Raw genomic sequence first — 26,798 nt, 5'->3', positions numbered from 1 at the left:
TAACAAAAAAAGATGTGCACTCACTGCACGTCTTTTTCTTATTCTCCTATATAATGGATGTATACACTATTAAAGGGGACTAAACAATGATTGGAATACTAGCAGGAATGGGTCCAAAATCAACCGGACCATTCGTCGATACAGTTGTAGCAGGGTGCCAAACAATATATGGAGCAAAGCATGATATAGAATTTCCTCATATGATGATTTATTCGTGCCCAACACCGTTTTATATGGATCGCCCTATTGATCATGCGGCGATGAAAAAAGCGATTATTGAAGGAGCGCAAAGACTTGAAAGTACTGGTGTAGATTTCATCGCAATGCCATGTAATACAGCGCATCTTTATTTCGAGGAATTACAGCGTTCTATTACCATTCCTATTTTGAATATAGTCGATGAGACGTTAAAAGCAATTCCTGAAAATACAAAAAGAGTCGCTCTTCTTGCAACAGAAGCGACTGTTCAAGCAGGTATTTACCAAGACGGGATTACAAAACGTAATATAGAGTACATTCATAATGAACAATGGCAAGAAATGATTAATCAAATTATTACTTGTATTAAAGGCGGAGAAATTGAGGAAGCTCGCAAATTATGGAGTCTGCTCGTTTTACAGTTAAAAGACGAAGTAGATACCGCTATTATCGCATGTACCGATTTGAATGTGGTGGTGAGTGAGGACTTTGTTGATTCCGCTCAATGTCTTGCGAAAGCAGTTGTTAGGATCTATGCATCAAATATAAAAAGGTCTTCATAAACATAGAACACATCCCTTTTGAAATGTGCTTTGTATTTGATAAAAATCCCCAAAACTTTTAACTTTTTTCACAATTCTTTCAAAGTAATCACACTTAATCTCGCTATATTAAATAAGTAGTTTATTCATATAGGGAAGGTTAGGGGAACTGTCGTATGAAACAAAATCGTTCGCTTCATTATATTTTTTGGCGTTGGCATTTTTATGCCGGGCTTTTTATTACGCCGCTTCTTATTACTTTGTCACTGAGCGGAATTGGGTATTTATTTCGGGAAGAAGTTGAAGATTTCATCTATAAAGATTTATATTTTGGGAAGAGCGCCCAGACAGAATCTATTTCGATGTCTGATTCGCTTTTCTTAACAGAGACAAAATATCCGCATTATAGCGTGACGAAAATTAGTGAGTTTAATGGGGATTATAATACGAGACTTACCATTGCTAATGAATATACAGGAAAGCAAAAATTTGTGTATTTAGATAGCAATAATCAAATTGTTGGGGATCAAAATGCAGCTGAAACGTTTGCCAATATAATGCGTGAATTACATAGTTCTCTTTTAGTTGGTGGCACTGTCGTCAACTATACTGTAGAGCTTGCGGCATGCTGGACAATCTTTTTAATTGTGACTGGATTGTATATGAGTATACGCCAATTCAAAAACACACCCGCATCCACTAAGCGAGAAAAAGCAAAACGACGTCATTCTATTATCGGTATTATATTTACAATTCCACTCGTTTTGTTAGTCGCATCTGGATTACCATGGTCAGGATTTATGGGGAACCAAATTTATAAAATCGCATCGTCGAATGAATCGATTGGATATCCGACATTGTATATGGCACCGCCTGAATCGAAGGTAAAAGAATTACCGTGGGCAACTAGAAAAGAAGCTCCTCCTGAATCGAATTCAAATGAGCCAAAAGCAATTTCTGTCGATGAATTACAAAAAGGAATTGAAATAAAGAAGCCATACGTTATCTCACTACCGACTGATCCGAAAGGTGTATTCACTGTTTCGAAATCAAGCGGTTCCGGTATTACAGGTATGGATGTGGCACCAAATGAAGAAATAACAGCTTACTTTGATCAATATAGCGGAGAACTCATTTCGAAAACGGACTATCGTGATTATGGATTATTTGCACAATGGTTCACTTACGGTATCCCGCTTCACGAAGGACATTTATTCGGATGGCCAAATAAAATATTATGCTTACTAACGACGTTATCTTTATTACTTCTTATTTATTACGGAGTAAAAATGTGGTTAGCGAGAAAACCGAAAGGAAAATTAGCAGCACCTCCTAAGCAAAGAGATAAGAAAAGCACATTCATTTTCTTTATCATGATGGTTATACTAGGCGCTGGCATGCCTTTATTCGGACTATCTGTTTTAGTTATTTTCGCGATTGAACTTCTCATATATGTATTTTTAAAAATACGATCATAATAAAAAAACCACTCTACAAGAGTGGTTTTCTTCATCACTGCGCCATTTTCTTTCGGTACATCTTCCCGTTCCAATAGAAGAATCGTGAAGTAAGCCCTCCGTATTTTACAATGCGCCGTGCCATTTTGTGCATATTCTTTTGTGCTGATACTTTTTGATCTGATAAATAAATACCAAGTAACCCTCGGCTTATGAGACGATGAAACTTCGCATGAGGCAAATCACCAATACTCTTCTCTGCTTCTTCTACAAAATGTTTCATACGATCTAATATCACTTGCTCGTTTTCATAATAACTACAGAAATTCAAATCCCCGCCTATACGGTCTTCTTCTTGATCGATGAAATAATCAAGTAAAATGTGAAGTCCTTGTACGTAAGGGAAGTATCCTTGTCTAATTTTCGCAATATCTTCATCATGTAATTCATCATGAAATGCATATGCGACAAGACAGAAAATTCCAAGTGTAGAACCGGCACATGCTGAAAATTCAAACCAACTCATCTCTGGTAAGTTTTCTTTATGTGCTTCAAACCATGTTTTTAAGCGTGGTTCTCTTTCTTCTAACTTCACGTGTTTATGAATTTGCAAATCACAATAATAACAAGCAAGTTCATGAAGAATTGGAGCAATTTTATCATAATGCTTCGTTTTCTTTAAAACATCCTGACATGTTTCAACAAGCTCATCTAAATAACCACCATCATCTTGATCATCACGATAACGATAATAGTTACCGCCCCCTTCAACTTCAGGGCTTAATGCCATTACCATCGACTCATGAAGAGCCGCAAAGTCTTTCGGGTCAAGTGATGTACTACGATCACATAAATTATCTAAATAGTCGCTAATCGTTTGATAAGCTACGATAAAACGAATACATTCCTCTCGGTGTTCATTTGCTAGTAGCGCTAAAATGCCACCGCCCTCGCAATGAAACGTTTTATTCTCAATACTTGCGATTGCCTGACTATGAAGCTCGTCATTCGGAATATGGTAGGCACGCTCTTTCCACATCGCTAGCTCATGGTGTACTACCGGAAACACATCACGGTATACTTTCGCCATGAGCGTTATGGGATTACTCGGTACGTTCACTTCTTCCTTCATCTCCTCTATTCAATGTACAAATAATTTACTTATTTGTTTCTATTATGTTATTGATGCGTATTTCAGTAAATGACTGAATATAATTCAAAATTTCATCACGCTCATACTCATTTAATAACTCATGATAACAATTCGGCCATTCTTTAAAAGCCTTATCACTTATTTTAACATTATCAAACCAAGTACGGACACGTGTTTTATCTACAAGTTTATCCTCACAAGCCTGCATTAGCAAGAGTGGAACGTCTGGAAAATCGCCTATTTTTTTATGCGCAATTTCGATAGACTTAATCAATTCACTATACCAACGTACTGATACTTTGCGCAAGAACAATGAATCATTCTCCATCGCATCTCTCACTTCATGATTACGAGTTGACATTTCCACTGTAAGATTCGTTGCAAATTGCAATTTTGGAGCAACAACATTTAATATTTTTGAGGCAGCTCGAAGCGGAGCAGAAGGTCCAGTTAATACACCTAAACATGGTGAACTTAAAATAATACCATCTACATCTTCTCTCTTCGTTTCTTGCATCATACGAATGACAATAAGACCACCCATACTATGACCAAATATAAAAATAGGTAATCGATACTTCCTTGCCTCTTTCACCCATAATTTAACTTCTTCTATGTATTCATCAAATGAATCAATATGTCCTCTATTTCTCGAAGTCGTTCCATGTGATGGAAGGTCTCCCATCACAACGTGGTAGCCGATATGATTCCACATTTCCGCTATAGCTTCGTAACGTCCGTGATATTCCATTGCGCCGTGCACGATAACGACTACAGCTTTCGCTTCCTCTGCTTCATAATTCCACATACGGACCTCCTCCATTTCACTCTTTCTCATAATTTGATACACTAAAACTAGTCTCTAGGAAAGGAAGGCTTTACATGATATATCCTTACAAAGAAAAAAATCCAAAAATTGCGAGTAGTGCTTTTATCGCTGACTATGTTACCATTACAGGCGATGTGACAATTGGCGAAGAATCTAGCATTTGGTTTAATACAGTCATCCGCGGTGATGTATCACCAACGATAATTGGAAATAGAGTAAATGTACAAGATCAATGTACACTTCACCAAAGCCCCCAGTATCCTCTTATTTTAGAAGATGACGTTACCGTTGGGCATCAAGTTATTTTACATAGCTGCAAAATTGAAAAAGATGCTTTAATCGGAATGGGATCTATCATATTAGATGGCGCTGAAATTGGTGAAGGAGCTTTCATCGGTGCTGGTAGTCTCGTTTCACAAGGAAAGAAAATCCCTCCTAATACGTTAGCTTTCGGTCGCCCTGCGAAGGTCATTCGCGAATTAACAGAAGAAGACCGTAAAGATATGGAACGTATCCGCACACAATACGTTGAAAAAGGACAATATTATAAATCGTTACAAAAGTGATTTTATCGCTGCCATAAGACTGGCAGCTTTTTTTATGAAAAAATCTAACTTTTTCTTTACAAAACATTATTATTCCCTCAATAAAATCTTATTAAAATAGAAGTTAATAACTCCATATATATGTAAATGAGGGAGGAAAAATCTCATGAAGGTCAGTGGACTATATAAAATAGAATGTTACATCTTCAAAGGAATTAATCGCTACTTTGATCAAAAAACATTAAACATCTTTTTCAGCAATATTACCCATATCGGTGGTGCAAGTTTTTCCATTGCACTTACCCTATTCTTTTTAATTTTCGCAACAGGGAATTTGCATCAAGCCGCAATTGCAACTGCTATTTCTTTAACAATTAGCCATATTCCTGTGCAAATATTAAAAAGATGGTATCCACGAAAACGTCCTTATTTAACAATTCAAGATGCGAAATATCCAGTACAGCCTTTAAAAGATCATTCTTTTCCATCCGGACATACAACGGCTGTTTTCTCTGTCCTCATTCCATTTATTTGCTATAATCCAAACTTGCTTGCTTTTCTATTACCGTTAGCATTATGCGTCGGTATTTCCCGTATTTATTTAGGGCTTCATTATCCGTCAGATGTATTTGTAGGCATGTGCCTTGGCACTTGCTCTGGCATCATCTCTTTTTATCAACTCATTCCACTCATGTAAAGGAGCGATATGATGAGAGTCGCCATATTTACCGATACATTTACACCACAAGTCAACGGTGTGGCGAAAACTTTGGAACGTTTAACTAAATATTTTCAAAAAGAAAATATCGCCTATTCTGTTTTCGCCCCCCAGCATACGGCGGAAGATAATTTCGTAGCGAATGTGAACAAAATGAGAAGTATCCCATTAACAATATTATATCCAGAATGTCGCTTTGCCTTTCCTACTCCGCGCATTAAGCGGGAACTTCTTGCCTTTAAACCTGATATCATTCACATCGCTACGCCTTTCAATATGGGACTTTGTGGGTTATATTATGCCAAAAAGTTGAATATCCCAGTTGTCGGTTCTTATCATACTGATTTTGACGCCTATTTACGCTATTACAAAATCGAATTTCTCTCCAATATGCTATGGAACTATTTAAGGTGGTTTCATAGTCATATGCAAAAAAACTTTGTTCCTTCTCCTGAAACATTACATCAATTAAAGAAAAAAGGATTTCAACAGCTCTATATTTGGGGACGTGGTGTAGATTGTACTCTCTTTCATCCAACTTACAATAAAGACCTATTCCGAAAAAAATATAATATTACAGTGAAATATATTCTTTCCTACGTCGGGCGCCTTGCTCCTGAAAAAGATATCGATACTCTTCAAACACTTATTCAAACGACAAACAAAGAACGTGACGATATTCATTGGCTCATCGCTGGAGATGGACCTCTTGCCAAGGGCCTGCATGAAAATGTTCCAAAAACAAATGTAACCTTTACTGGATATTTACAAGGTAAAGATTTAGCTGAAGTCTATGCTTCCTCCCATCTAATGGTATTTCCATCTACTACTGAAACATTTGGGAACGTCGTGCTGGAGTCACTCGCATGTGGTACACCTGTTATTGGTGCGAATAGTGGCGGGGTTAAAAATATTATTACAGATGGAAAAACGGGAATTCTTTGTCCACCAAAAGATATAGATTCCTTTCTATCCTCCATCAATTCTTTATTGCAAAATGAAGATCAACTTATGCAAATGGGCATAGCAGCTTCGTCTTATGCTAAATCAAAAAGCTGGGATGAGATCCTTCGTGGCTTACTTGACCAATATGCAGAAGTCCTTCAGCACACTGCATCAGAATTACTCGCTTAAACAGAAAAACTCCCTTCCAAAAAACGAAGGGAGTTTATTACACAGTTATAAATTTTAGTTTAATAAATGATACATAAGGTGAAATATCATTTTATTCCTATATTCATTATAACAAAAAGATACATAACTAAACAGACTTGTAATAAAAACCCATAAAAATTAATATATGGTTATAAAGTATTTTTTACTGTATGGTGATTTTAAAAAATCCCGTTAAAATCAACTTACTCACATACCTTTATACAGCAATTGTTCCCCAATTTCTGTATATCAAAAAACCTTTCATTCATTTGAAAGGTCTTTTTGAGCCTGCACATATTCTTCTTTCGTATTCACATTTATAAACCAATCTACATTCGCTTGTACATCTTCACCAGCAATATATTTCACATTACATTGTGATAAAAGCTGGCCCATACTTCTTTTTTCTTCTTGAAGCAAAGCATAAATCTTTTCTTTCACGCGGTTATTATACGCTGCAAGTAACGGTTGTTTTCTTCCATTAATAATAGGGACAACAGCATCATATTCATCGCTCGTTTGCTCTAATAAAATGGTAATCCATTCATTTGAAACGTTCGGTGCATCACAAGGCATGATAATATACCAATCTGAATCTATGTATTCCATTCCTGACACTATTCCAGCAAGTGGCCCATTTCCTTTATAGTGCGACATATCTTCTATAACTGGAACTTGTACTAATTGCTCTACTCTCTCTTTTATATCAGTATGACTAATAACAACAACATCTTGCAAAATACTTTCCATTACTTGCACAATATGCTCAACAAAAGTAGTTCCCTTCCAAATCACCAATGCTTTCGGTTCTCCGAAACGACTAGACTGTCCGCCAGCTAATACAATTCCTGCAATTTTCATTGACGATGCAACTCAAATGTAATATGACCTAATTCCGGTAAAATTAACTTGTTCATCGCAAGACGAACCGCTCCGCTAGACCCTGGCATCGAAAAGACAACTTTACGCCCGATTGTACCACCGATTGCTCTACTTAACATCGCACTACTTCCGATATCTTCTAAGTAACTTATCATACGGAACAACTCACCAAATCCAACAATTTCTTTATCTAATAACACTGACACTGCCTCAATCGTTACATCACGTTTCGTAATACCAGTTCCGCCATTCGTTAACACGACATCAACGTCTTCCCTATGATAACCTGCTAACACTGCTTGCTGGATACTTTCTTTATCATCTTTCACAATTTCATAAGAGGTCACTTTATGTCCTGCTTCTTTTAATAATTCATGTAATAGTTGTCCGCTCTTATCCGTCTCTTCCGTACGTGTATCGGAAATCGTCACGATTTTGCAGCGCACTTCTTTTGGAGCTTGTTTTTTATGTTCAGTTACACTCATTTTTCATCTTTCCTTTCTTAAAGACTTTTCTTCATTTTATCATACATATCTTTACACAATTATGTATGAAGCCAATGATGCACCGTGATACAATATAAGTATATACGACCACAAAAAGGAAAATATATTTTCTTATACGCCTGGACTACACACCATTAGCTACTCTTTAAATCCCCTTATATTTTCTACATAGTAGATTTCATTTTAAATTACAAAATAATTTGGAGGTTCACTCACTATGGAACTATACAAAAAATTAACAACAACATTCATCCTCTTATTTGTTGCTTCCATCACTGTCGGCTTTTCCTTAAAAGGCGCGATTCCATACGCTACATTAGTGAGTATTATATTCGCAACGCTATTTTTACTGAGCAGTGCTTTTTGCGCAGGAAAAGCGCGTCAACTGAAAGGCTGACCGTCTATGTTCCGTAAGAAACCAATCCTTTGTAAATCATGTGAAAAGGAAATACAAACGTATGAAAAAGCTTGGATTCATATGCCATTTCCGGCAAGTGGTATGACAAATATGAAGAAGTATATTGAGCTAGACGGGGAAGTTTATTGTAGTTCTTGCATTCAAGTAGTAAATAAAGTGAAACTTTAATCAGTGGGGATTTTGTTCTTCCCCACTGATTATTAGTTAAACCAATCGGGCTTTTACGGGATAAAACCAAATAAAAAAAGCTTTGCGCACACAGCGCAAAGCTTTTTTTCATATATTATAGACCAGCTTGCTCTTTTAAAGTAGCTGCTTTGTCTGTACGTTCCCATGTAAGATCTACATCAGTACGTCCGAAGTGGCCGTAAGCTGCTGTTTGTTTGTAAATTGGGCGACGTAAGTCTAGCATTTTAATAATACCAGCTGGGCGAAGATCGAAGTTGTTACGAACTAGTTCTACTAATACGTCTTCAGATACTTTACCAGTGCCTAATGTATCAACTGAAATTGATACTGGTTGTGCTACGCCAATTGCGTATGCAAGTTGTACTTCTGCTTTGTCAGCAAGACCAGCTGCTACGATGTTTTTCGCAACATAACGAGCTGCATATGCTGCAGAACGGTCAACTTTCGTTGCATCTTTACCAGAGAATGCACCACCGCCATGGCGAGCGTATCCACCGTAAGTATCAACGATGATTTTACGTCCTGTTAAACCAGCATCACCTTGTGGTCCACCAATTACGAAGCGGCCAGTTGGGTTAATGAAGAATTTCGTTTCTCCATCCATTAATTCTGCTGGAACTACAGCTTTAATTACGTGCTCTTTTAAATCGCGATCGATTTCTTCCCACGTAACATCTGGATGATGTTGTGTAGAAATTACAATTGTATCCACACGTACAGGTTTACCATTTTCATCATACTCAACTGTAACTTGCGTTTTTCCATCCGGACGTAAGTATGATAATGTGTCATCTTTACGTACTTCAGTTAAACGACGAGCTAATTTGTGAGCAAGCGAGATTGGAAGTGGCATTAATTCTTGTGTTTCATTACATGCGAAGCCAAACATTAAACCTTGGTCTCCCGCACCAATTGCCTCAATCTCAGCGTCAGTCATTTGACCTTCGCGTGCTTCTAGTGCTTGGTCAACACCCATAGCGATGTCAGCAGATTGCTCATCGATAGATGTTAAAACTGCACAAGTTTCTGCATCGAATCCGTATTTTGCGCGTGTGTAACCAATGCCTTGAATTGTTTCACGAACGATTTTTGGAATATCTACGTAAGTAGAAGTCGTAATTTCCCCCGCTACCAATACTAAACCAGTTGTTACAGTTGTTTCACAAGCTACACGTGCATTTGCGTCCTTTGCTAAGATCGCATCTAAAATTGAATCAGAAATTTGGTCACAAATTTTATCTGGATGTCCTTCAGTTACAGACTCAGATGTGAACAGATGACGTTTTTTTGTCATGTGGTAAACCTCCCTACAGTAATTGTATATATTGTACGGAACTCATCCTTAATTTGCCACAAACTGCGACATACATTTATTCTCCCACACAAGCATACAGAAAAACCTTTCCTACTTAACATAGAGGAAAGGTTTAATTTGCTACTTGCATACTGCTTTTTGCCCTTTGCTCTTATCGTTCGAGACCGTTAGCCTCGCACAGGTTTTAGCACCTATTCACCTGTATTTACCACTACAAATGAGGTTGCTGGGCTTCATCGGGCCTGTCCCTCCGCCAGCTCGGGATAAGAGAGTATCCGTCCCAACCTATACTAAAGAAATGATATTCATTTGTCAATTAATATTCACATTTTCCTGAAAGTTTTTCTCAATACCCATAGAATGAAATATTAATAGGGAAATGATACATTCACACAAACAAAAATAAATAAATAGTATACATTATTTATATAATTGTGTTATACTATTGATGGGGATTACGAGAAATATTTCATTAAATGAAAAGGATGGTATATAAATATGAGTACTGTGAATGTCCAAATTGGTTTACATGAATTATTGAACGGAAGCAATGCACAGATTCAATTAAGTGTTCCGCAATTAGTGGAAAAAGTATTAATGCGAAACGAAGGGAAATTAACTTCTACTGGTGCCGTTTCTGCTTCAACAGGAAAATACACAGGACGTTCTCCTAAGGATAAATTTATTGTGAAGGAAGCATCGGTTGCTGACAAAATTGCTTGGGGAGCCGTGAACCAACCGATCTCTGAAGAACATTTTAATAAATTATATATAAAAGTTTTAGAATACTTAAAAGAAAAAGAAGAGTTATTCATCTTCAAAGGATTTGCTGGCGCTGATCGCAACTATCGCCTACCAATTCAAGTTGTTAACGAATATGCATGGCATAATTTGTTCGTACATCAATTATTTATTCGTCCAAATGAAGAAGAATTAGCAACTCACGAATCAGAGTTCACAATTGTTTCTGCACCAAACTTCAAAGCAGATCCAGCAATTGACGGTACAAATTCTGAAGCATTCATTATGGTTTCATTCGAAAAACGTATCGTACTAATCGGTGGTACAGAATACGCTGGAGAGATGAAAAAATCAATCTTCTCTATTATGAACTTCTTACTACCTGAACAAGACATTCTTTCTATGCACTGCTCTTCAAACGTAGGCGAAGAAGGCGACGTAGCACTATTCTTCGGTTTATCTGGAACAGGCAAAACAACATTATCTGCTGATCCAAACCGTAAATTAATCGGTGACGATGAGCACGGTTGGTCTGATAACGGCGTATTCAATATTGAAGGCGGTTGCTATGCAAAATGTGTAAACCTTTCTCATGAGAAAGAACCACAAATCTTCGATGCAATCAAATTTGGTTCAGTTTTAGAAAACGTTGTCATTGATGGTCAAACACGCATCGCTGACTATAACGATACTACTTTAACAGAAAATACACGTGCTGCATACCCTATGCATGCGATTGACAATATCGTACTGCCAAGTGTTGCAGGACATCCAAATACAATTATTTTCTTAACTGCTGATGCATCTGGCGTATTGCCTCCAATCAGTAAGTTATCAAAAGAACAAGCTATGTACCATTTCTTAAGCGGTTACACTAGTAAGCTAGCAGGAACAGAGCGCGGTGTTACATCTCCACAAGCTACATTCTCTACTTGCTTCGGTTCACCGTTCTTACCGCTTGATGCATCTCGTTATGCTGAAATGCTTGGTGAAAAAATCGAGAAACATGATGCGAAAGTATTCTTAGTAAACACTGGCTGGACTGGTGGCGAATACGGCGTTGGTAAACGTATGAACTTAGGTTACACTCGTGCAATGATTCAAGCAGCACTAAGCGGTGAACTTGCTAAAGCTGAAACTGCAAAACACGACATCTTTGGCCTTGAAGTACCTCGTCATGTTCCAGGTGTACCTGATGAAGTATTAATGCCTGAACAAACTTGGGCTGATAAAGATGCTTACAAAGTGAAAGCAATTGAGCTTGCAAACGAATTTAAAGAAAACTTCAAAAAATTCGATAGCGTTTCTGAAGCTATTATTAACTTAGGCGGTCCAATCGCTTAATTACAAATTTTCTGTTGGAATAACCCTTTTACTCATATGAATAAGTGTCGTATAACCGTAAAGTTCCGCGTACTCACCGACAAAACCCAATGCGGCTTAACGGTTACACACACTTACATAAAAAAGAAGCTTACGTTAAAAACGTAAGCTTCTTTCTATATCTTATATAAAGTGAAACTTTAATCTCTTCATCTATTGCATACCAATACCTATAAATTTACAGAAAATTCATTTTATAATCATTCGTTTGTAGTTTCCTATGATATAATTTACATATAAAGGAAATGGTGAGGCCCATGAAAAATTTTTCTCATACAGGAAAAATTTTATTCAGTTATGGAGCGATTCAAATGTTTTGGGGACTTGTAATGCTTAACGTTAATTTATTTGAGCATACAAGTGAAACGATAAAATACATTATTCTAATTACCGGAATAGTTTGTTGTATTGTATCCAACTTTTTTAAAGAACCTAAGAGTCATACTACTAAGTGATTTCATATTAACTTATTGGAAGCGGAAACCTATATTTTATACAAAGTTACGCTTCCTGTTGTACTATCCATCGCCGGATCCCTTATTCCAGAGTAAGCCAATTTTCAATTTAAATAACCAGATTTTCATATATACAAATTACGGCTTCGAACATATAAATTATATTCCTGCTCACTACCTCGCTCTAGTTTCACACCGCATGTGGCTAAAAAAGGCTCTGAACCGCTTCTATCCCCCGCCGGATCCTCTATTCCATCTAAAAAAGTTCCAAACCTAATTTTCAATTGATATACTCGGATTTTCACACATACAAATCAAGGCTTTGAAAATATAAAGAGATCTCTCGCTCACTTGCTCCTTCTGGTTTCACACCGCATGTGGCTAAAAAAGGCCCTAACCGCTTCTATCCACCGCTGGATTCTCTATTCCATCTAAAAAGAGGCTTTTCATCTTTTTCAGCCCTTCGTTAATTCTTCCTCATCCTTCATACTATAATACCCTAAATTAATAACGATTAAGAAATAACCACCCAGAATACCTACTGCAAATGCCCACATTACCATATGATGCTCAATTTCGTACATAATAATAGCACCCAAAATTGCAGCTGCAAAGCGATTAAACATACCAAGCGTCGGCGCTTTCGTCTTCTTTACTATACTATCTCCAAGCTTTTCGATACGCCTTCCTAAAATCCAAACACAATACATGCTTACAATAAGTCCAATTCCTGCACCTAGAAAATGTGCTGAAAACGGTGTTAACATCCAGCCTAATAACAGAATACCTAGTAGATAATACGATTGAATTTTAAACGACCTTAATGACATACTAATCATATTGTACTCCCCTTCAATAGTTTTTATCTATCCAACCAAAGCTATATAACTCATTTCTTTCGAGTCTATGGTACTTAAAATTCATTTCACTCAAATTTAAAAAACATAAACAGTATGTTTATGTTTTTTAAATGCTTTTAGGAAATAATATTATACAAGATTTCTAATATAGAATCCCTCATAAATGTGACGTTTTTCAAAACATTTTCGTCCAATTATGAAAAAATTGATATCAATCTATGAACATACGGATATGATGTAATAAGCACATAAATAAAGGGGGCGTCTAATGATTTATTTTTTAATGGCTCTCATTCATCTCATTGTTCCTGCACTTATTGGACTTTCCTTGTATTGGTACACGAAAAAACATAGTATTTTCTATGCTGTCCTCGGTGTTCTTCTTCCAGGTATTATTCTTATTACACTCTTCCGCATTCCTTTTCTTAATTTAATCCCACTTATTACTGCCATTTTATTCCTCGTATTTTTACCAAAAATAAAAAAATAGGAAAGCAGATCATAGGTGATCTGTTTTCCTATTTTGATATAGGTTCTTGCACGATAGAATTAGCTTCTACTTTCTCTGATTTCACAAACCATAGACCGAAGAAAATGATGATTCCACCGATTATTTGTTGAAACGATACATATTCATTTGCCCATACAGCTGCAAATAAAACAGCTACAAGCGGCGTAATATACATATATACCATCGTATGTGACGCACCAATTTTTTGAACACCAACATACCACATGACTAAACCGAATACTGTTACAAAGAAAATAGAATATAGTAAAGCAAACAATGTCATGCCGTGTGTAATGTGAAATGGCATGACAAATACATGTGGACCACTTAACAATAAGAGCGGAATCGCTCCAACTAATGTCGACCATGCAGTAACACGTAATGCTGAGTATTTTTTAATAAGCGGCCCTGCTAAAACGGGATAAAGTCCCCAACATATTGATGTAATAAGTCCAATCCCATTTCCGTAGAAAGAACTAGCGAGTGAATGCCCCGCTACTAAAACTAATGTAGCACCAATAAAGGCAATCATGGAACCAACTAACTTTCGAGAAGAAAATTTTTCTTGTTTCAAGAAAATCGCAAATACAGTTGTAAAAATAGGTGAAATAGATATGAGTAAAGAAGCATTTGTAGCGGATGTGTATTTTACAGTTTCCATAAATAACGTTTGATACAGTACAATACCTACAACGCTAACGATGATTAATCTTGGTATATCTTTTCGCTCCATATAAAGTGACTTTTCGATAAAGAACGTAAGTAATAACAGTAGTGGTGCTGCTGTCATCATTCGAACTGCAGTAAACTCTATTGCTGTAAATTCTAAAAGTCCATATTTCGCAATCGTATAGTTAATCCCCCAAATAATAACGACACTTAAAATTAATAACTCAATTCCCCATCTTTTCATGCGCAACCCCCTCCGCAAAGAGAATTATACAGAAAATTCAACTATATGTACATTTCATTATGTGAAAAAATCCATAAGAAAAAGGAGCATATTATATACTCCTTCTCTCTTCATTATAATCGAACATGTAACTTCATATTCGGATTATAAAACTGGCTTGGGCTCTTCAACTGGAAAGTCCCTCCAACTTCATGCCAATCAACTGTTAATTTATCATCCATAAATACAAGCTTTGTGCGATCTGCAATAAAGTTTAGTACGCTTGATTCGATATCTACATCGCGCTCATCTTTCTCTGAAACGGCTACTAAATCAATAATCCCGCTCATAACACAACCGCAACCTTCATTATCATAAAATAACTTTATATATTTCGTTTCACTTGGAATCGTATTCATAATCTTTTTATATGCTGCCTCTGTTACAGTAACGTACATGTGTTAACCTACATCCTCTCTTCTCGTATCATTTATATATTGTACCACCATTTTTCTTGAATCTTATATACAGAAAATTAAGACTACTATAAAATATATGTGATAAAGTGAAACTTTAATCAGGGAGGTATCCATCCCCCTCTGATTATTAGCCCTCGCCAATCAGGCTTTTACGAGCAGTTAATGCGAGATAAAGGAGGTTGTATCACTGATGTTCAAACTACAGCGATATCTCATTTTCTTAGGTCTATTAGGTAGCTTTTTTATTTCTAGCGGAATGGTATTACAACATATACTTCCCTATTCTCCTTCTATTGGCTGGATTCTAGGTTTTATTTGTTTCCTATCCGCTTCTTATTTTTCCATAAAAAAACAAAAACAACTAACAAAGTAAGAACTATCTTAAGGAGGATTACCAAACATGCCAGCCTTAAAAGAAATAGAACAATAACTTAATCATTTATTACAGGAGAAATCCATTGCCATATCGACAATGATTATGGTAGGCATAAATACTCACTCATTATGGATTATGCGAAAGAAACAAATATGTCACTCATCGGTGTGTCACACTCTGCCTCTGAATATTTAATGAAAGAGACATTGATGTAAATGTTACTTTGATTCCGCAGGAGACCCGGTGGTTATAAAACTAATAACACCTCCCCTATTTTTAAAATCTATATACACAATACGATCGACCACACAAAAATATAGAATCTACAATATATATAAAGTAGTTCTACTTTTAAAACTAGATTTTCAAAAATATAGAAAGGAGATAATATATGTACCAACGCAATTGCTTTAGTTGTGATGGTAGACGCAACAGCGGTTCTATCGGCAGTACTGGTGCTACTGGACCTACTGGCAATGCCGGGGCCGGTTTGCAAAGTACTACCGCTTTTAGTCTAGCAGCCGCTCCTAACTATAAAAAGGGACAAGTTGTCACTTACACGAGTAGCGGCTATGTTGTAAAAAAAGATGCACCTCAAGGATTTCCGAATGTGTCTCAAGATTATATCGTATTGGTAGAAGGTGGTCCTACTGGATCTACTGGTTCTACCGGAGCTACCGGAACTTCTGGTTCTACTGGTTCTACTGGTTCTACTGGTTCTACTGGTTCTACTGGTTCTACTGGTTCTACTGGTTCTACCGGAACTACTGGAGTCACTGGTTCTACCGGAGCTACCGGAACTACTGGAGTCACTGGTTCTACCGGAGCTACTGGAGTCACTGGTTCTACTGGAACTACTGGACCTGCTGGTAGTTCAACAGCGAAAAGTATTGTTTTTCAAGGGACGAATGCTGGGTTTCAACGTATAGCAGGTTCTCCAGGAATTGATTCTAACGTTATTCCGTATGTAACTGCTGGAGCTGGAAATATAGTTGGTTTTGCTACATCTATAAATATTAATAACTTACCCGCTGCTGTTTATACGATTGATATTTGCAGGAATGTCCCAACAAACCTCTCTGCCCCTACCTCTAGTTACATCCTATCTACTATTACTTTAACTACTACAGATAAAATTACGGGAACTATGACATTTTCAATTAAACCTACGGATATTGGCTCTAGACAACCTCAAGTGTATAACCCTACTCCAGCACCTGGACCTGCCACTGTAACTTGGACTAGTATCACAACCGGAAACCTGTTTTCGAGGGGGGATGCGATATCTCTTTATATTACCCCCGGGATTACGGCAAGTGCTGTATATTCTATTTTTCTAATCACTGATATATAGCCCACACTTACAAATCGTTGATTTCACAAAAACCTCGCTACCGAGGCAAAAAAATTACAAATAAATGAAAACAAATAACAGACAAATTCATTATATACTCTCGCTTTAAAACACCCCTATTTTGGATTGTGAATTTGTACAGTTTGTCAATGTTGTAAACATCCCCTCTACAATGAAAAGGGGAATCACTCTCAAGAAAGTGATTTCCCCTTTTTAAAATTTCCCACTATAATTAAATCGGTAACATAATCTCAACAGTCGTTCCAACTCCAACTTCACTTTCAAAGTTCAATTTACCGTGGTGATCTTTAATAATTTTTTCCGTAACTACTAATCCTAAGCCTGTTCCAGTTTCTTTCGTTGTGTAAAAAGCTTCATTTAGCTTCGGAATTTTATCTTTTGGAATGCCGCATCCCTCATCTATAACTTGAACAATGATTACATCTTCCACAATAACTTTCACAGTAATAGTTCCGCCAACTGACATTGCTTCAATCGCATTTTTTATTAAATTAAAAAATACTTGTTTCAATCGTTTTTCATCGCATGTAATTGGAGGTATATCTTTACTATAAATAGCATGTATTTTCACCCCTTGTTCTAATGCTGGCTTTTCCATAACTCGGATAACATAAGAGATGATTTCTTTTATGTTATGAGTTTCTGATTCTATCGATTTAGAGTTCTCAAATCCACTTAGTTCGTTAGCAATTATATTAATACGATCTACTTCCTGTTTCATAATGTCGCTATAAACCTTATCTTCTGGATGTTTTTTCGCTTGCTTATTCACAAGTTTTTTCAATTTCACTAACGGCCTTCTAATCTTATCGCCAATTACTGTTGCCATTTTTCCAACCATCGCTAATTTTTCTACCTTTTGTATTTCTTTATCCATCATTTCAAGTTTGCGAACGTAAGACTGAAATCTTAAAAGTATAATCCAACATATAATAGCAAATACGCTGCATAATGCCATTGGAATTAGAACGATAGCGGATTGAATAACGATTCCCATAAGAGCGTACTTTCCAACAAGTATCCCTGCCACTAACAAAAAATATCTTTTATTCACAAAGATTGGTGCAAATAAAATAAAAAATCCTTCTACTATATTACCGCCATCAAATTCAGCATCACTTCCGTAATAAATAATGAAGTTATGAATAAAATCCAATATATTATAGCCAATTAAAATAATGTACTTCACAATATATGGCTTTTTCTGTTTCATAAAATAAATTCCAGTAAAGAATAATAAGACCATCAAAATATATAACCATAAACCTAATCCTTCTCCAAAAACATCTGCTGGCTTTAGATCTCCCTCCGAGAAAAAGACAGTAGCCTTTTCAGCAAAATCATACACAAAAAATATAACAAAGAATAAACTTAAAAATATTTTCAACGCCTTTATTTCTTCCTTTTCAAATATATAGTCTTTGTCCATATAGTAGCTCCTTTAACAACACCTCTTAATCTTGTGCCACATTACGCTCAAATTTTTTCAGAAGTACTATTTCTACTCTCGTTCCTTTCTTTACTTCACTAGAAATATGTAATTCTCCAAGATGCTCTTTAATAATTCGCTCTGCTACCGTAAGGCCTAATCCGATTTTGTCTTGCTTCGTTGTATAAAAAGCCTCTGTAACTCTTCCTAAATTCTCTTTTTTTATCCCGAAACCATTATCTACTATACTTACTATTACATAATCTCTTTTTTTATCTTCAACTTGTATTTGTAATGTTCCACCGTGCTCCATTGCCTCTAAAGCATTTTTAATAACATACAAGAATACCCCTTTTACTTTACGTTTATCACATTCAATTTCACTTCTATTATACTCTTCATTGAAGGTGAAATTTATATTTAGCTCATCCATTTTTTCACGCATATTTGCTACTGCTTGTATTAGAACATCACTTACAATATGTTTTTCATAAACAGAAGGTTTACATGTAGCAACCTCCATCAATTCGCTAATCATGTTATTTATATTTTCTATTTCAATAATCATTTGTCCATATGTCGCATCTTTTTTGTGCTTTTCTTTTTGTAATTGCGTAAACCCTTTTAATGACGCGAGTGGATTTTTTATTTCATGCCCGACTGTCGCTGCCATTTTTCCGATAACCGCCAATTTTTGTGACTGACTAGCCTCTGTAATACTTTTCTTTACTGCTGAAAGATATTGTAAAAACCGATTTAAAATAATATACGACACGAAAAGCAATAACATATTCATAACAAGAGGTGTAAATAAATTAAGTTCTCCAAATACAAATAGGTATATCATATATTTCCCTATAAGAAATGGCGTTAACATAAATAAATATCGTTTACTTAAAAATATTGGCACGAAAAAAATGAAAATAAATTCGATGATATTCCCTTCATCAAATGCTATTTTATTATGAAAGGCATACCATCCAATATTAAAAATCTCCGCAATCATGTATGCAAATAAGTATGTATATTTAACTAAATGTGCTTTGCCCCTCTCAAATAAATAAACACTAATACCTAATATAGTCATAATATATGTAATCTTCCATATTACTTTATACCAATTTTCTAAAGGCATTTTATCTTCTAATATAATGGCATATGCAACCTCGTATCCTATTAAAATAACATGTAATATCCATAAGAAAATCTTAGCGTTTTTCTTTTCTTCTTTAGCCGATAGAAAACTTCCTCTCACTTCAACACCCCTTCAAAATGATATTTCAAAGAATACCATTTATTATAATAAACGATTTTAATAGGTAAACAAAGATAAAATAAACCAAATAAGTAATATATACCCATAGTTATATAAGCATAAAACTAACGAAAAATAATACGTATAATATGGGAGGTGCTTTATATGGACGGTCGTGAAAATAAAAAAATAGAACAGTTACAATCCTTTACGAAAAACAATGAAGGAAAAGAGATGACAACGAATACGGGTGTCAAAATTTCAAATGATGAAAACTCTTTAACCGCCGGCGATCGTGGTCCTACACTTTTAGAAGATTTCCTGATGCGAGAAAAACTCGCTCATTTTGACCGTGAACGAATTCCTGAAAGAGTCGTTCATGCCCGCGGTTACGGAGCACATGGTGTTTTTGAGCTATATGATTCTTTAGAAGACTTAACAATGGCTCATTTTTTACAAGACCCATCTAAAAAGACACCTATTTTTATTCGTTTTTCTGAAGTTGCTGGATCAAAAGGTGCAAATGAAACGAACCGAGATGTACGAGGATTCGCTGTTAAGTTTTATACAGAGGAAGGAAATTTCGATTTAGTGGGTAATAACATTCCGATTTTCTTCATTCAAGATGGTATTAAATTTCCGGATCTTATTCATGCTCTTAAACCAGAGCCACATAATGAGATTCCCCAAGGACAAACAGCACACGATACTTTTTGGGACTTTATCGCCAATAATCAAGAATCAGCTGCGATGATGATGTGGATTATGTCGGATCGCGCAATTCCGAGAAGTTTTCGAATGATGCAAGGGTTCGGCGTTCATACATTTCGTTTAGTTAATAAACATGGGAAGTCACGATTCGTAAAATTCCACTGGAAGCCAAAGCTTGGCGTTCACTCGTTAATTTGGGATGAAGCTCAAAAACTAGGCGGCGCTGATCCAGATTATCATCGCCGTGATTTATGGGAAAATATTAATGCCGGAAACTACCCTGAGTACGAACTTGGCGTTCAAATTTTAGAAGAAGAGGATGAATTTAAATACGATTTCGATATATTAGATGCAACAAAAATTTGGCCGGAAGAAGACTTCCCTGTTAAGATCATCGGAAAAATGACGTTAAACCGAAACGTTGATAACGTATTTGCGGAAACAGAACAAGTCGCACTGCACCCTGGAAGCATCGTCCGCGGTATCGATTTTACAAATGATCCTCTCTTACAAGGTAGACTATTTTCTTATACAGATACACAATTAGCACGCGTCGGTACAAACTATCAAGAGTTACCGATTAATCGTCCGGTATGTCCTTTTCATAACAATCAAAGAGATGGTGCGTCTAAATATATAATTGATAAAGGAAAAGTCGCTTACCATAATAACTCTTTAGCTAATAACTCTCCCTTTACTGTACCTGGTACGAAAGGCGGTTTCGTTACATATCCTTCTACTGTTTCTGGACATAAAACAAGAGAGACAGCCGCAAGTTTTAAAGACCATTTCTCACAAGCCCGTTTATTTTGGAATAGTATGAGCCACGTCGAAAAAATCCATATTATGCAGGCCTTTTCCTTTGAATTAGAAAAAGTAAAAAGTAAATCAGTTCGCCAACAAGTCGTAGGTATGATTGGTCATATAAGTACGGAATTAGCTACTTTAGTAGCTGAAGCAGTCGGGGCAACAGTACCAAATGTTCAAGAATCAAATGTTACAAAATCCTCACCAGCACTAAGTATGGAACATACAACATTCAGCCCAAATACATTACGAGTAGGCGTCATTGTCGCAAACGGATATGACGGTCAAAACGCACAATATATTATAAATCAATTCAAACAAGCCGGTCTTCAGCCCGTTATTATTTCCGAACGATTAGGTTTTGTGCAAGGCTCTCAAAATGGACAGTGGGAAGTGAATGATACTTTCTTAACAGGATCACCACTTCTTTATGATGGGCTACTTCTTATTGGTGGAAATATTAATGATCATTTTCTTAACAAGGCAAGTTCATTCGTCGTAGAATCGTATAATCACTTTAAGCCAATTGGCGCTTTCCAAAATGGAACTACTATTGTTCAATCTTTAAACATCGAAGGAAAACCTGGCGTTATAACAGAACAAAATCCTACCTTACTTGCGAATGAATTTATTCAGGCAATGACAAAACAGCGATTTTGGAAGAGAGCCTACTAAAATGCATGAGGAGGATACATCATGTTCGTTACAGTGGAAAAAGATGTACACATTTTTGTTGAGGATATTAACCCAGGCCCTGGAAGTAAACCTGTCTTCTTCGTTCATGGCTGGCCTTTAAATCATCAAATGTACCAATATCAATTTAATATCTTACCACAACATGGTTTCCGCTGCATCGCCATGGATATACGAGGAAACGGACAGTCTGATAAACCATGGACTGGTTACACTTATGATCGTTTAGCTGATGATATCGCAATTGTATTAGATGCACTTCAAATAGAAAATGCTACGTTAGTCGGCTTCTCAGTCGGTGGTGCTCTCTCTATTCGGTATATGTCACGATATAATGGGCGTCGTATTTCCAAACTTGCATTAGTGGATGCTGTCTCTCCTTCTTTCGTGAAAAACCAAGAATCCCCTTACGGCGTACCGAAAGAACAAGCAGATGCTCTGATTGCTCAAATGTATGTAAATTTACCTAAGTTTCTAAGTGATGTATCTTTATCATTTTTTAATAGAAACTTAGGAGCTGCCACGTTAGAATGGTTTTCTTATCTCGGTATGCAGTCCGCTTCTTATGCTCTCATCAAAATTTTGCAAGCCGCTGCAAACGAAGACGTAACGAAGGACTTAAGTAAAATTAACGTCCCAACAAAAATATTCCACGGTGTTCACGACCAACTCATCCCTTATAAAAGTGCTGAGCTAACAAAAGAGCGAATTAAAAACTCTGAACTATATCCTCTTACAAATAGTGGCCACGGCTCTCCAATCGATCAAGCGGATGAATTAAATAAGGAACTGATAAAATTTTTAAATTCATAGTTCCTTTACAGTAAAAAAAGAATTTGCCCTTACGGCAAATTCTTTTTTCTTAACTACCTTTTGCACGAGCAAATTCCACATATGGCTTATTCTTCTCCTCCATTAAAAATAAAACGATAATGCGGAAAAAATGAAAAGTTGGAACAATAGTCATACAAAGAATAGGTAAAAAATAAACACGCTCATCGTTAAACGCATAAATACTAACAACTCGAAATCCTGTTTGTTTATAAATCCACACAACAAATAATTGTAAACTAAAAATTAATAATAAATCTGGAACTGATTCTATTAAAATTAAACAAATTGTCCAATTATATACTAGATGAAAATTCACACACTTCTCACAAATCAATTATTAAAACGGCTCTATTTTAATTTATACTAAATGTACAAGTAATACTCCCTAAACCTAGCTTGTCTGGTTATCCCGTTAAATACTATGAAAAAAGAACTTGTATCGTATACAAGTTCTTTTTTGTCGCCTATTTAAATAATATATCCTTACTATATTGCTTTCCGATGAGTAAGTCATATTGAATAAACTCATATTGCTTTAACATTTCTTTTTGTTTTTCTGTTAAACTTTTTATTGCTTCTCCGTCTTTTCCTATCTTCAATTCATCACGAAGTACGGGAATTTCTCCATATAACTTCGATAAAAATTGATAGAACGGTACCTTATTTAATCCAGCATAATCAAAGACAAGATTTGAAAAATAGATTGGACTTACTAAACCTAAATTGTCATTTGGCATATCAAAATTTGCATACATTAATAACGGCGTTTGCGCCATCGCTAATCGTTCACTTGGCGTTTTTTCATTTGTTATATAACCAGTCTCTTTATAAAGAGATTTATTTGTTCCTAGTGATGGGAGATGGTCCCCAAAGAATACTAATAATGTAGGTCTATCTAAATTATCTAGCTCCTCTATTAAATATTGAAGAGCTTCATCTGAACGTCTTAACCCTTCTGTATAAGTCTCTAATTCAGCCTTCGACTCTTCATTTTCTAATCCACTAATCTCTATTTGATTTTCACCAAATCTTCCTTCTGTAAATGGAAAATGATTTTGCATCGTAACTGCATGAACAAACGTAGGTTTCTTTTGCTTCTCTAATTCAGCTATTATCTCTTTACTCATAGATAAATCGCTAATATAATCTCCATCAACTTCTACATTTTCCATCGTATCTTGTGCATTAAACTTATCAAACCCTAACACTTTATATACATCATCCCGTTTAAAGAATGAGCGACCGAACGAATGAATTGCACTTGTATAATACCCTTCTTTTTTCAAAGCTCGAGGAATTGATGGGATTTCTTTCTTATTTGTAACAACTTGCTGATATGGTATAGAGCCTGGTTTTAACAAACTCATTGAATAACTCGTTAATGCCTCAAATTCAACGTTTGCAGTATTTCCTCCAAATGCAGGAGAAATAGTTTGTCCACCAGGAAAACTTTCTATATAATGATGCAAATTAGGTAAAGGATCTTCACTAAAGGACAGGTTCGTTAACTTCGTTGGATCCCAAAACGATTCACTCATTACAAAAATAATATTCGGTTTCTCTTTTTGCTTCTGCGCCCCTATATTGCTACTATATTGTTTCTTTATATCGTTTGCTATTTGAAGCATATTTTCTTTTGAATAACCTTTCGGCTTTTCAATGACTGTCATATCTAAATTACTTATAAATCCTAGCACAAAACCATTTGAAGCATAATTTTCATTTTGATTCCACAAAACGAACTCTATACCTGACTTTTGAAACCATTTATTCATAAACGTATTCGTAAAATTACCATACACATATAAAATAAAAACGGATCCTATTATAAATAGAACTCGTACGCCTGCATGAACTTTTACATTTTGAATATACTTCCTCACATACATACCCGCCAAAATACAGACAACAACACTTACAATAACGAGAAGGATATAACCCCAACTAAAATAATCCATCACCATTGGTATAACAGATTGCATATGTCCAATCTGTGTAAAATCAGAAGGATATAGTGGGTCTCCCCTAAAAACAATTTTGAAGTGATTTACAATAGCCAAAATGATTAGCAAAATGCTTGTCAAAATAGTACTCAAAAAAACTTTCCCAAGCACGTTATACACCAAAACATATATCGCATAAATTACAATTAAACTAAATATAAACTGTGCGTTATAATTGTAAACCCAATTCAGTGTATTTACGAGATTCATATTATTTTGCGTGAAAATAAAAAGCAAAGTAACCACATGCGCTACTAAAAACAGTCTAATATAAATCCGAATAATCGGTTTAAATTTATTAACTATACCTTTATTTAAATACGCAACATATAGTAGTACAACCCACATCAAAATTGTCATTATACTTAAAAATTTTTTTTGATTTAACATATCTTTCATCGCATCTAAACTAAAATATTTTAAAATCAAGAAAAGTGTTGGTATTACATATAGGGTTACTAGGCCACTTAACATTGCTGAAATTAATATACTTCTTCTTGGCTGATGAAATGAAAAATTACCCCTCAATTCATTCCCTCTTTTCTGTTTATTAATTTCACCCCGCACCGTAAAAACAGTTTCTATTAAGATAACATACTTCATGCATTTCGTCTTCACACTGGATTCTACTATAACTGTAGTTTCTTAATTCTCCCTTAATCAACAGTTAATTTTTGGAATACCAACTATTCATTCTTAAAAAACTAAATTCCTTCATTCCACTTTATGATATAATAACTATGTTTTGGAAAACCTTAATACTATTAGGGTTTTATCATAAAAATAAGAAAGAATTAATAAAAAAGGAGCTGCTCATTTTTGTTAAATAAGTTTAAAAATTTGCCTAAAGCGGTATATGTAATTTTGGCGCTTTCTTTCCTGTTGCATGTTTTTTGTCTAGTAAAACAGCCAGGATTAAATGGAGAAGTAGTCAAAGTAACATATGGTGCATATGATGCGTTCAACTATTCGTTAACAGCTGAACAGCTATTAAAACACGGTGTCTTCGGATATGTTTATTTGGAGCCTAGTGAAGTTCCTGGAAAAAATGCATACATCACACCAGGTCAGCCACTATTATTAGCTGGCGCTATGATTATTTCTGATGTTACATCACTTCCTTACTATTACGTGGCAACCGTCATTAATATGATACTGAACCTCGGCACAGTGTTATTAGTATTCTTAATAGGAAAAGAGTTATTTGAAAAGAATATTTATGGAATTGTCGCAAGTATTTTATATGCTATTTATCCAAGTAACTATACATACTTCCGTACGTTATTAACCGAAGTTCCTTCAATATTCTTATTAACGTTAAGTGTATATGTATTTGTTCTCGCATGGAAATATAATAAAGTGAAATTCCATATATGGTTCGGAATTGTCGTTTCCATTTTACTTATGTTCCGTCCAAATCCAGCTCCAATGATGCTCATTCCTGTTCTTGTCGTCTTGTTCACATATGGATTTAAAGACTCAATTCGAATTGGATTATTATGGCTCATTGGCCCGTTCTTTATTATCGGTGCCTGGGTTGTTCGTAACTATTTAGCGTTCAATCAATTTATCTTATTCTCAACCCAAGGTGCGGACCCATTAATTGCCGGTGCGGATCCATTTAACAAAATCGGCTATGAAAATGTAGTTAACCAAATGAAGGCCCAGGGTTTAGAAGATAAAAATGCATACGCAAAAGATTTAATCAAAAATGGATTTAAAACGGACTTCACATATTGGTTCTCGTGGTTCACTGTTGGTAAAACAATTGAATTATTCAAAACAGCTCCTGCTGTAGACCAATACCATATTCATAAATTTATGCAAATGTGTCATAAAGTCTTCATCATAGGCACATTCTTGAGCAGTTTCTTCTGCATGCTAAATTCATTTAAGCATAAGCGCGTTATGATGCTAGTAGCAAGTTCTGTTATTTACATCATCTTCTCAAACTTATTCTTAGCGATTAATCGCTACGGATTTTTCATTAACCCTCTTATGTGCTTAATTCTTGCATATGGGTTAGTTTACGCTGTGCAGAAGCTTCCATTTTTCCGCACTAACCAAGCATAATAAAAAAGAGGTCG

At 35.6% G+C, this 26,798-nt stretch carries 27 protein-coding genes, 1 pseudogene and 1 riboswitch; of the genes and pseudogenes, 16 read left to right on the top strand and 12 right to left on the bottom strand.

Going from position 1 to position 26,798, the window contains the following annotated elements:
* Positions 1–86 precede the first annotated feature (86 nt).
* Entirely contained in the window at positions 87–761 is a 675-nt protein-coding gene (locus AC0IXC_RS08040; protein ID WP_471652807.1) for an aspartate/glutamate racemase family protein, read from the top strand.
* A 155-nt stretch (positions 762–916) separates the two neighbouring features.
* Entirely contained in the window at positions 917–2,218 is a 1,302-nt protein-coding gene (locus AC0IXC_RS08035) for a PepSY-associated TM helix domain-containing protein (protein WP_353825547.1), read from the top strand.
* A gap of 34 nt (positions 2,219–2,252) precedes the next feature.
* Here the strand turns inward: AC0IXC_RS08035 and AC0IXC_RS08030 are convergent, their stop codons facing one another.
* Together AC0IXC_RS08030 and AC0IXC_RS08025 are read right to left on the bottom strand one after the other, a co-directional pair.
* A complete protein-coding gene (locus AC0IXC_RS08030) occupies positions 2,253–3,317 on the bottom strand; it encodes a tetraprenyl-beta-curcumene synthase family protein (RefSeq protein ID WP_353825548.1) in 1,065 nt (354 codons plus the stop codon).
* A 37-nt stretch (positions 3,318–3,354) separates the two neighbouring features.
* Entirely contained in the window at positions 3,355–4,158 is an 804-nt protein-coding gene (locus AC0IXC_RS08025; RefSeq protein ID WP_002129529.1) for an alpha/beta hydrolase, read from the bottom strand.
* A 74-nt stretch (positions 4,159–4,232) separates the two neighbouring features.
* On the opposite strand from AC0IXC_RS08025, the gene AC0IXC_RS08020 reads away from it, so the two are divergent.
* From AC0IXC_RS08020 to AC0IXC_RS08010, 3 genes are all read left to right on the top strand, one after another.
* Positions 4,233–4,745, top strand: coding sequence for a gamma carbonic anhydrase (locus tag AC0IXC_RS08020; protein ID WP_002015678.1), 513 nt, complete (start codon positions 4,233–4,235; stop codon positions 4,743–4,745).
* A 145-nt stretch (positions 4,746–4,890) separates the two neighbouring features.
* Positions 4,891–5,421, top strand: coding sequence for a phosphatase PAP2 family protein (locus tag AC0IXC_RS08015; RefSeq protein WP_002167520.1), 531 nt, complete (start codon positions 4,891–4,893; stop codon positions 5,419–5,421).
* A 12-nt stretch (positions 5,422–5,433) separates the two neighbouring features.
* On the top strand, positions 5,434–6,576 hold the full coding sequence (locus tag AC0IXC_RS08010; RefSeq protein WP_471652806.1) for a glycosyltransferase family 4 protein: 1,143 nt from the start codon (positions 5,434–5,436) through the stop codon (positions 6,574–6,576).
* A 282-nt stretch (positions 6,577–6,858) separates the two neighbouring features.
* Here the strand turns inward: AC0IXC_RS08010 and AC0IXC_RS08005 are convergent, their stop codons facing one another.
* Together AC0IXC_RS08005 and AC0IXC_RS08000 are read right to left on the bottom strand one after the other, a co-directional pair.
* Positions 6,859–7,458, bottom strand: coding sequence for a molybdenum cofactor guanylyltransferase (locus tag AC0IXC_RS08005; RefSeq protein WP_471652805.1), 600 nt, complete (start codon positions 7,456–7,458; stop codon positions 6,859–6,861).
* Complete coding sequence (locus AC0IXC_RS08000) at positions 7,455–7,964, bottom strand: MogA/MoaB family molybdenum cofactor biosynthesis protein (protein ID WP_002034407.1); 510 nt, start codon at positions 7,962–7,964, stop codon at positions 7,455–7,457. Before AC0IXC_RS08000 ends, AC0IXC_RS08005 begins: the two co-directional genes overlap by 4 nt.
* A 238-nt stretch (positions 7,965–8,202) precedes the next feature.
* On the opposite strand from AC0IXC_RS08000, the gene AC0IXC_RS07995 reads away from it, so the two are divergent.
* The gene (locus AC0IXC_RS07995; protein WP_002067722.1) at positions 8,203–8,382 is read left to right on the top strand and encodes a hypothetical protein; all 180 of its coding nucleotides are present in this window, start codon (positions 8,203–8,205) and stop codon (positions 8,380–8,382) included.
* A 6-nt stretch (positions 8,383–8,388) separates the two neighbouring features.
* The gene (locus AC0IXC_RS07990; RefSeq protein WP_002067721.1) at positions 8,389–8,571 is read left to right on the top strand and encodes a hypothetical protein; all 183 of its coding nucleotides are present in this window, start codon (positions 8,389–8,391) and stop codon (positions 8,569–8,571) included.
* A gap of 115 nt (positions 8,572–8,686) precedes the next feature.
* Here AC0IXC_RS07990 and metK read toward each other — a convergent pair whose 3' ends face one another.
* On the bottom strand, positions 8,687–9,886 hold the full coding sequence (gene metK, locus AC0IXC_RS07985; RefSeq protein ID WP_002015707.1) for a methionine adenosyltransferase: 1,200 nt from the start codon (positions 9,884–9,886) through the stop codon (positions 8,687–8,689).
* Positions 9,887–10,055: 169 nt separating this feature from the next.
* A riboswitch (SAM riboswitch) is annotated at positions 10,056–10,177 on the bottom strand.
* A 228-nt stretch (positions 10,178–10,405) separates the two neighbouring features.
* On the opposite strand from metK, the gene pckA reads away from it, so the two are divergent.
* Together pckA and AC0IXC_RS07975 are read left to right on the top strand one after the other, a co-directional pair.
* A complete protein-coding gene (gene pckA / locus AC0IXC_RS07980) occupies positions 10,406–11,992 on the top strand; it encodes a phosphoenolpyruvate carboxykinase (ATP) (protein WP_002034448.1) in 1,587 nt (528 codons plus the stop codon).
* A 296-nt stretch (positions 11,993–12,288) separates the two neighbouring features.
* Entirely contained in the window at positions 12,289–12,486 is a 198-nt protein-coding gene (locus AC0IXC_RS07975; protein WP_471652804.1) for a hypothetical protein, read from the top strand.
* Between the two features lie 455 nt (positions 12,487–12,941).
* On the opposite strand, the gene AC0IXC_RS07970 is transcribed toward AC0IXC_RS07975, so the two are convergent.
* Positions 12,942–13,325: an ATP synthase subunit I gene (locus AC0IXC_RS07970; protein WP_002089121.1), complete on the bottom strand. Its 384-nt coding sequence runs from the start codon at positions 13,323–13,325 to the stop codon at positions 12,942–12,944.
* A gap of 289 nt (positions 13,326–13,614) precedes the next feature.
* On the opposite strand from AC0IXC_RS07970, the gene AC0IXC_RS07965 reads away from it, so the two are divergent.
* A complete protein-coding gene (locus AC0IXC_RS07965; protein WP_002034446.1) occupies positions 13,615–13,836 on the top strand; it encodes a hypothetical protein in 222 nt (73 codons plus the stop codon).
* Between the two features lie 28 nt (positions 13,837–13,864).
* On the opposite strand, the gene AC0IXC_RS07960 is transcribed toward AC0IXC_RS07965, so the two are convergent.
* Together AC0IXC_RS07960 and AC0IXC_RS07955 are read right to left on the bottom strand one after the other, a co-directional pair.
* On the bottom strand, positions 13,865–14,770 hold the full coding sequence (locus tag AC0IXC_RS07960) for a DMT family transporter (RefSeq protein WP_061688343.1): 906 nt from the start codon (positions 14,768–14,770) through the stop codon (positions 13,865–13,867).
* 113 nt (positions 14,771–14,883) lie between these two features.
* Positions 14,884–15,207, bottom strand: a complete 324-nt coding sequence (locus AC0IXC_RS07955) for an iron-sulfur cluster biosynthesis family protein (RefSeq protein WP_061674603.1) — start codon at positions 15,205–15,207, stop codon at positions 14,884–14,886.
* A gap of 211 nt (positions 15,208–15,418) precedes the next feature.
* Between AC0IXC_RS07955 and AC0IXC_RS07950 the strand changes: the two genes are divergently transcribed.
* The 3 genes and pseudogenes from AC0IXC_RS07950 (at position 15,419) to AC0IXC_RS07940 (ending at position 16,958) form a co-directional block, all read left to right on the top strand.
* Entirely contained in the window at positions 15,419–15,601 is a 183-nt protein-coding gene (locus AC0IXC_RS07950; RefSeq protein ID WP_002034443.1) for a hypothetical protein, read from the top strand.
* A 62-nt stretch (positions 15,602–15,663) separates the two neighbouring features.
* Positions 15,664–15,857: pseudogene (locus tag AC0IXC_RS07945) on the top strand (Nif3-like dinuclear metal center hexameric protein); the annotation flags it as partial.
* A gap of 138 nt (positions 15,858–15,995) precedes the next feature.
* Entirely contained in the window at positions 15,996–16,958 is a 963-nt protein-coding gene (locus AC0IXC_RS07940; protein ID WP_471652803.1) for a collagen-like protein, read from the top strand.
* 232 nt (positions 16,959–17,190) lie between these two features.
* On the opposite strand, the gene AC0IXC_RS07935 is transcribed toward AC0IXC_RS07940, so the two are convergent.
* Together AC0IXC_RS07935 and AC0IXC_RS07930 are read right to left on the bottom strand one after the other, a co-directional pair.
* Positions 17,191–18,408 (bottom strand): ATP-binding protein, encoded by a 1,218-nt coding sequence (locus AC0IXC_RS07935; RefSeq protein WP_353825557.1) that lies wholly within the window; start codon positions 18,406–18,408, stop codon positions 17,191–17,193.
* Between the two features lie 25 nt (positions 18,409–18,433).
* On the bottom strand, positions 18,434–19,663 hold the full coding sequence (locus tag AC0IXC_RS07930) for an ATP-binding protein (protein WP_471652802.1): 1,230 nt from the start codon (positions 19,661–19,663) through the stop codon (positions 18,434–18,436).
* Positions 19,664–19,828: 165 nt separating this feature from the next.
* Here AC0IXC_RS07930 and AC0IXC_RS07925 point away from each other — a divergent pair, with 165 nt between their 5' ends.
* Together AC0IXC_RS07925 and AC0IXC_RS07920 are read left to right on the top strand one after the other, a co-directional pair.
* Positions 19,829–21,856: a catalase gene (locus AC0IXC_RS07925; RefSeq protein WP_471652801.1), complete on the top strand. Its 2,028-nt coding sequence runs from the start codon at positions 19,829–19,831 to the stop codon at positions 21,854–21,856.
* Between the two features lie 21 nt (positions 21,857–21,877).
* Positions 21,878–22,687, top strand: a complete 810-nt coding sequence (locus AC0IXC_RS07920) for an alpha/beta fold hydrolase (protein WP_002129555.1) — start codon at positions 21,878–21,880, stop codon at positions 22,685–22,687.
* Positions 22,688–22,736: 49 nt separating this feature from the next.
* Here AC0IXC_RS07920 and AC0IXC_RS07915 read toward each other — a convergent pair whose 3' ends face one another.
* Both AC0IXC_RS07915 and AC0IXC_RS07910 read right to left on the bottom strand, forming a co-directional pair.
* Positions 22,737–23,024, bottom strand: coding sequence for an ABC transporter permease subunit (locus AC0IXC_RS07915; protein ID WP_002190974.1), 288 nt, complete (start codon positions 23,022–23,024; stop codon positions 22,737–22,739).
* 148 nt (positions 23,025–23,172) lie between these two features.
* Entirely contained in the window at positions 23,173–25,239 is a 2,067-nt protein-coding gene (locus AC0IXC_RS07910; RefSeq protein ID WP_471652800.1) for an LTA synthase family protein, read from the bottom strand.
* A 291-nt stretch (positions 25,240–25,530) separates the two neighbouring features.
* On the opposite strand from AC0IXC_RS07910, the gene AC0IXC_RS07905 reads away from it, so the two are divergent.
* Positions 25,531–26,784: a glycosyltransferase family 39 protein gene (locus AC0IXC_RS07905; protein WP_471652799.1), complete on the top strand. Its 1,254-nt coding sequence runs from the start codon at positions 25,531–25,533 to the stop codon at positions 26,782–26,784.
* The last annotated feature ends 14 nt before the right edge of the window (positions 26,785–26,798 follow it).

This window comes from Bacillus sp. AC266 (genome assembly GCF_979253805.1).
The sequence above is the reverse complement of the archived record's forward strand: the minus strand, read 5'-3'. Positions and strand labels throughout refer to the sequence as shown.

Coding starts and splice junctions, on each gene's coding strand:
- AC0IXC_RS08040 (WP_471652807.1), top strand. CDS start 87: ATGATTGGAATACTAGCAGGAATGGGTCCAAAATCAACCGGACCATTC.
- AC0IXC_RS08035 (WP_353825547.1), top strand. CDS start 917: ATGAAACAAAATCGTTCGCTTCATTATATTTTTTGGCGTTGGCATTTT.
- AC0IXC_RS08025 (WP_002129529.1), bottom strand. CDS start 4,158: ATGTGGAATTATGAAGCAGAGGAAGCGAAAGCTGTAGTCGTTATCGTG.
- AC0IXC_RS08020 (WP_002015678.1), top strand. CDS start 4,233: ATGATATATCCTTACAAAGAAAAAAATCCAAAAATTGCGAGTAGTGCT.
- AC0IXC_RS08015 (WP_002167520.1), top strand. CDS start 4,891: ATGAAGGTCAGTGGACTATATAAAATAGAATGTTACATCTTCAAAGGA.
- AC0IXC_RS08010 (WP_471652806.1), top strand. CDS start 5,434: ATGAGAGTCGCCATATTTACCGATACATTTACACCACAAGTCAACGGT.
- AC0IXC_RS08005 (WP_471652805.1), bottom strand. CDS start 7,458: ATGAAAATTGCAGGAATTGTATTAGCTGGCGGACAGTCTAGTCGTTTC.
- AC0IXC_RS08000 (WP_002034407.1), bottom strand. CDS start 7,964: ATGAGTGTAACTGAACATAAAAAACAAGCTCCAAAAGAAGTGCGCTGC.
- AC0IXC_RS07995 (WP_002067722.1), top strand. CDS start 8,203: ATGGAACTATACAAAAAATTAACAACAACATTCATCCTCTTATTTGTT.
- AC0IXC_RS07990 (WP_002067721.1), top strand. CDS start 8,389: ATGTTCCGTAAGAAACCAATCCTTTGTAAATCATGTGAAAAGGAAATA.
- metK (WP_002015707.1), bottom strand. CDS start 9,886: ATGACAAAAAAACGTCATCTGTTCACATCTGAGTCTGTAACTGAAGGA.
- pckA (WP_002034448.1), top strand. CDS start 10,406: ATGAGTACTGTGAATGTCCAAATTGGTTTACATGAATTATTGAACGGA.
- AC0IXC_RS07975 (WP_471652804.1), top strand. CDS start 12,289: ATGAAAAATTTTTCTCATACAGGAAAAATTTTATTCAGTTATGGAGCG.
- AC0IXC_RS07970 (WP_002089121.1), bottom strand. CDS start 13,325: ATGATTAGTATGTCATTAAGGTCGTTTAAAATTCAATCGTATTATCTA.
- AC0IXC_RS07965 (WP_002034446.1), top strand. CDS start 13,615: ATGATTTATTTTTTAATGGCTCTCATTCATCTCATTGTTCCTGCACTT.
- AC0IXC_RS07960 (WP_061688343.1), bottom strand. CDS start 14,770: ATGAAAAGATGGGGAATTGAGTTATTAATTTTAAGTGTCGTTATTATT.
- AC0IXC_RS07955 (WP_061674603.1), bottom strand. CDS start 15,207: ATGTACGTTACTGTAACAGAGGCAGCATATAAAAAGATTATGAATACG.
- AC0IXC_RS07950 (WP_002034443.1), top strand. CDS start 15,419: ATGTTCAAACTACAGCGATATCTCATTTTCTTAGGTCTATTAGGTAGC.
- AC0IXC_RS07940 (WP_471652803.1), top strand. CDS start 15,996: ATGTACCAACGCAATTGCTTTAGTTGTGATGGTAGACGCAACAGCGGT.
- AC0IXC_RS07935 (WP_353825557.1), bottom strand. CDS start 18,408: ATGGACAAAGACTATATATTTGAAAAGGAAGAAATAAAGGCGTTGAAA.
- AC0IXC_RS07925 (WP_471652801.1), top strand. CDS start 19,829: ATGGACGGTCGTGAAAATAAAAAAATAGAACAGTTACAATCCTTTACG.
- AC0IXC_RS07920 (WP_002129555.1), top strand. CDS start 21,878: ATGTTCGTTACAGTGGAAAAAGATGTACACATTTTTGTTGAGGATATT.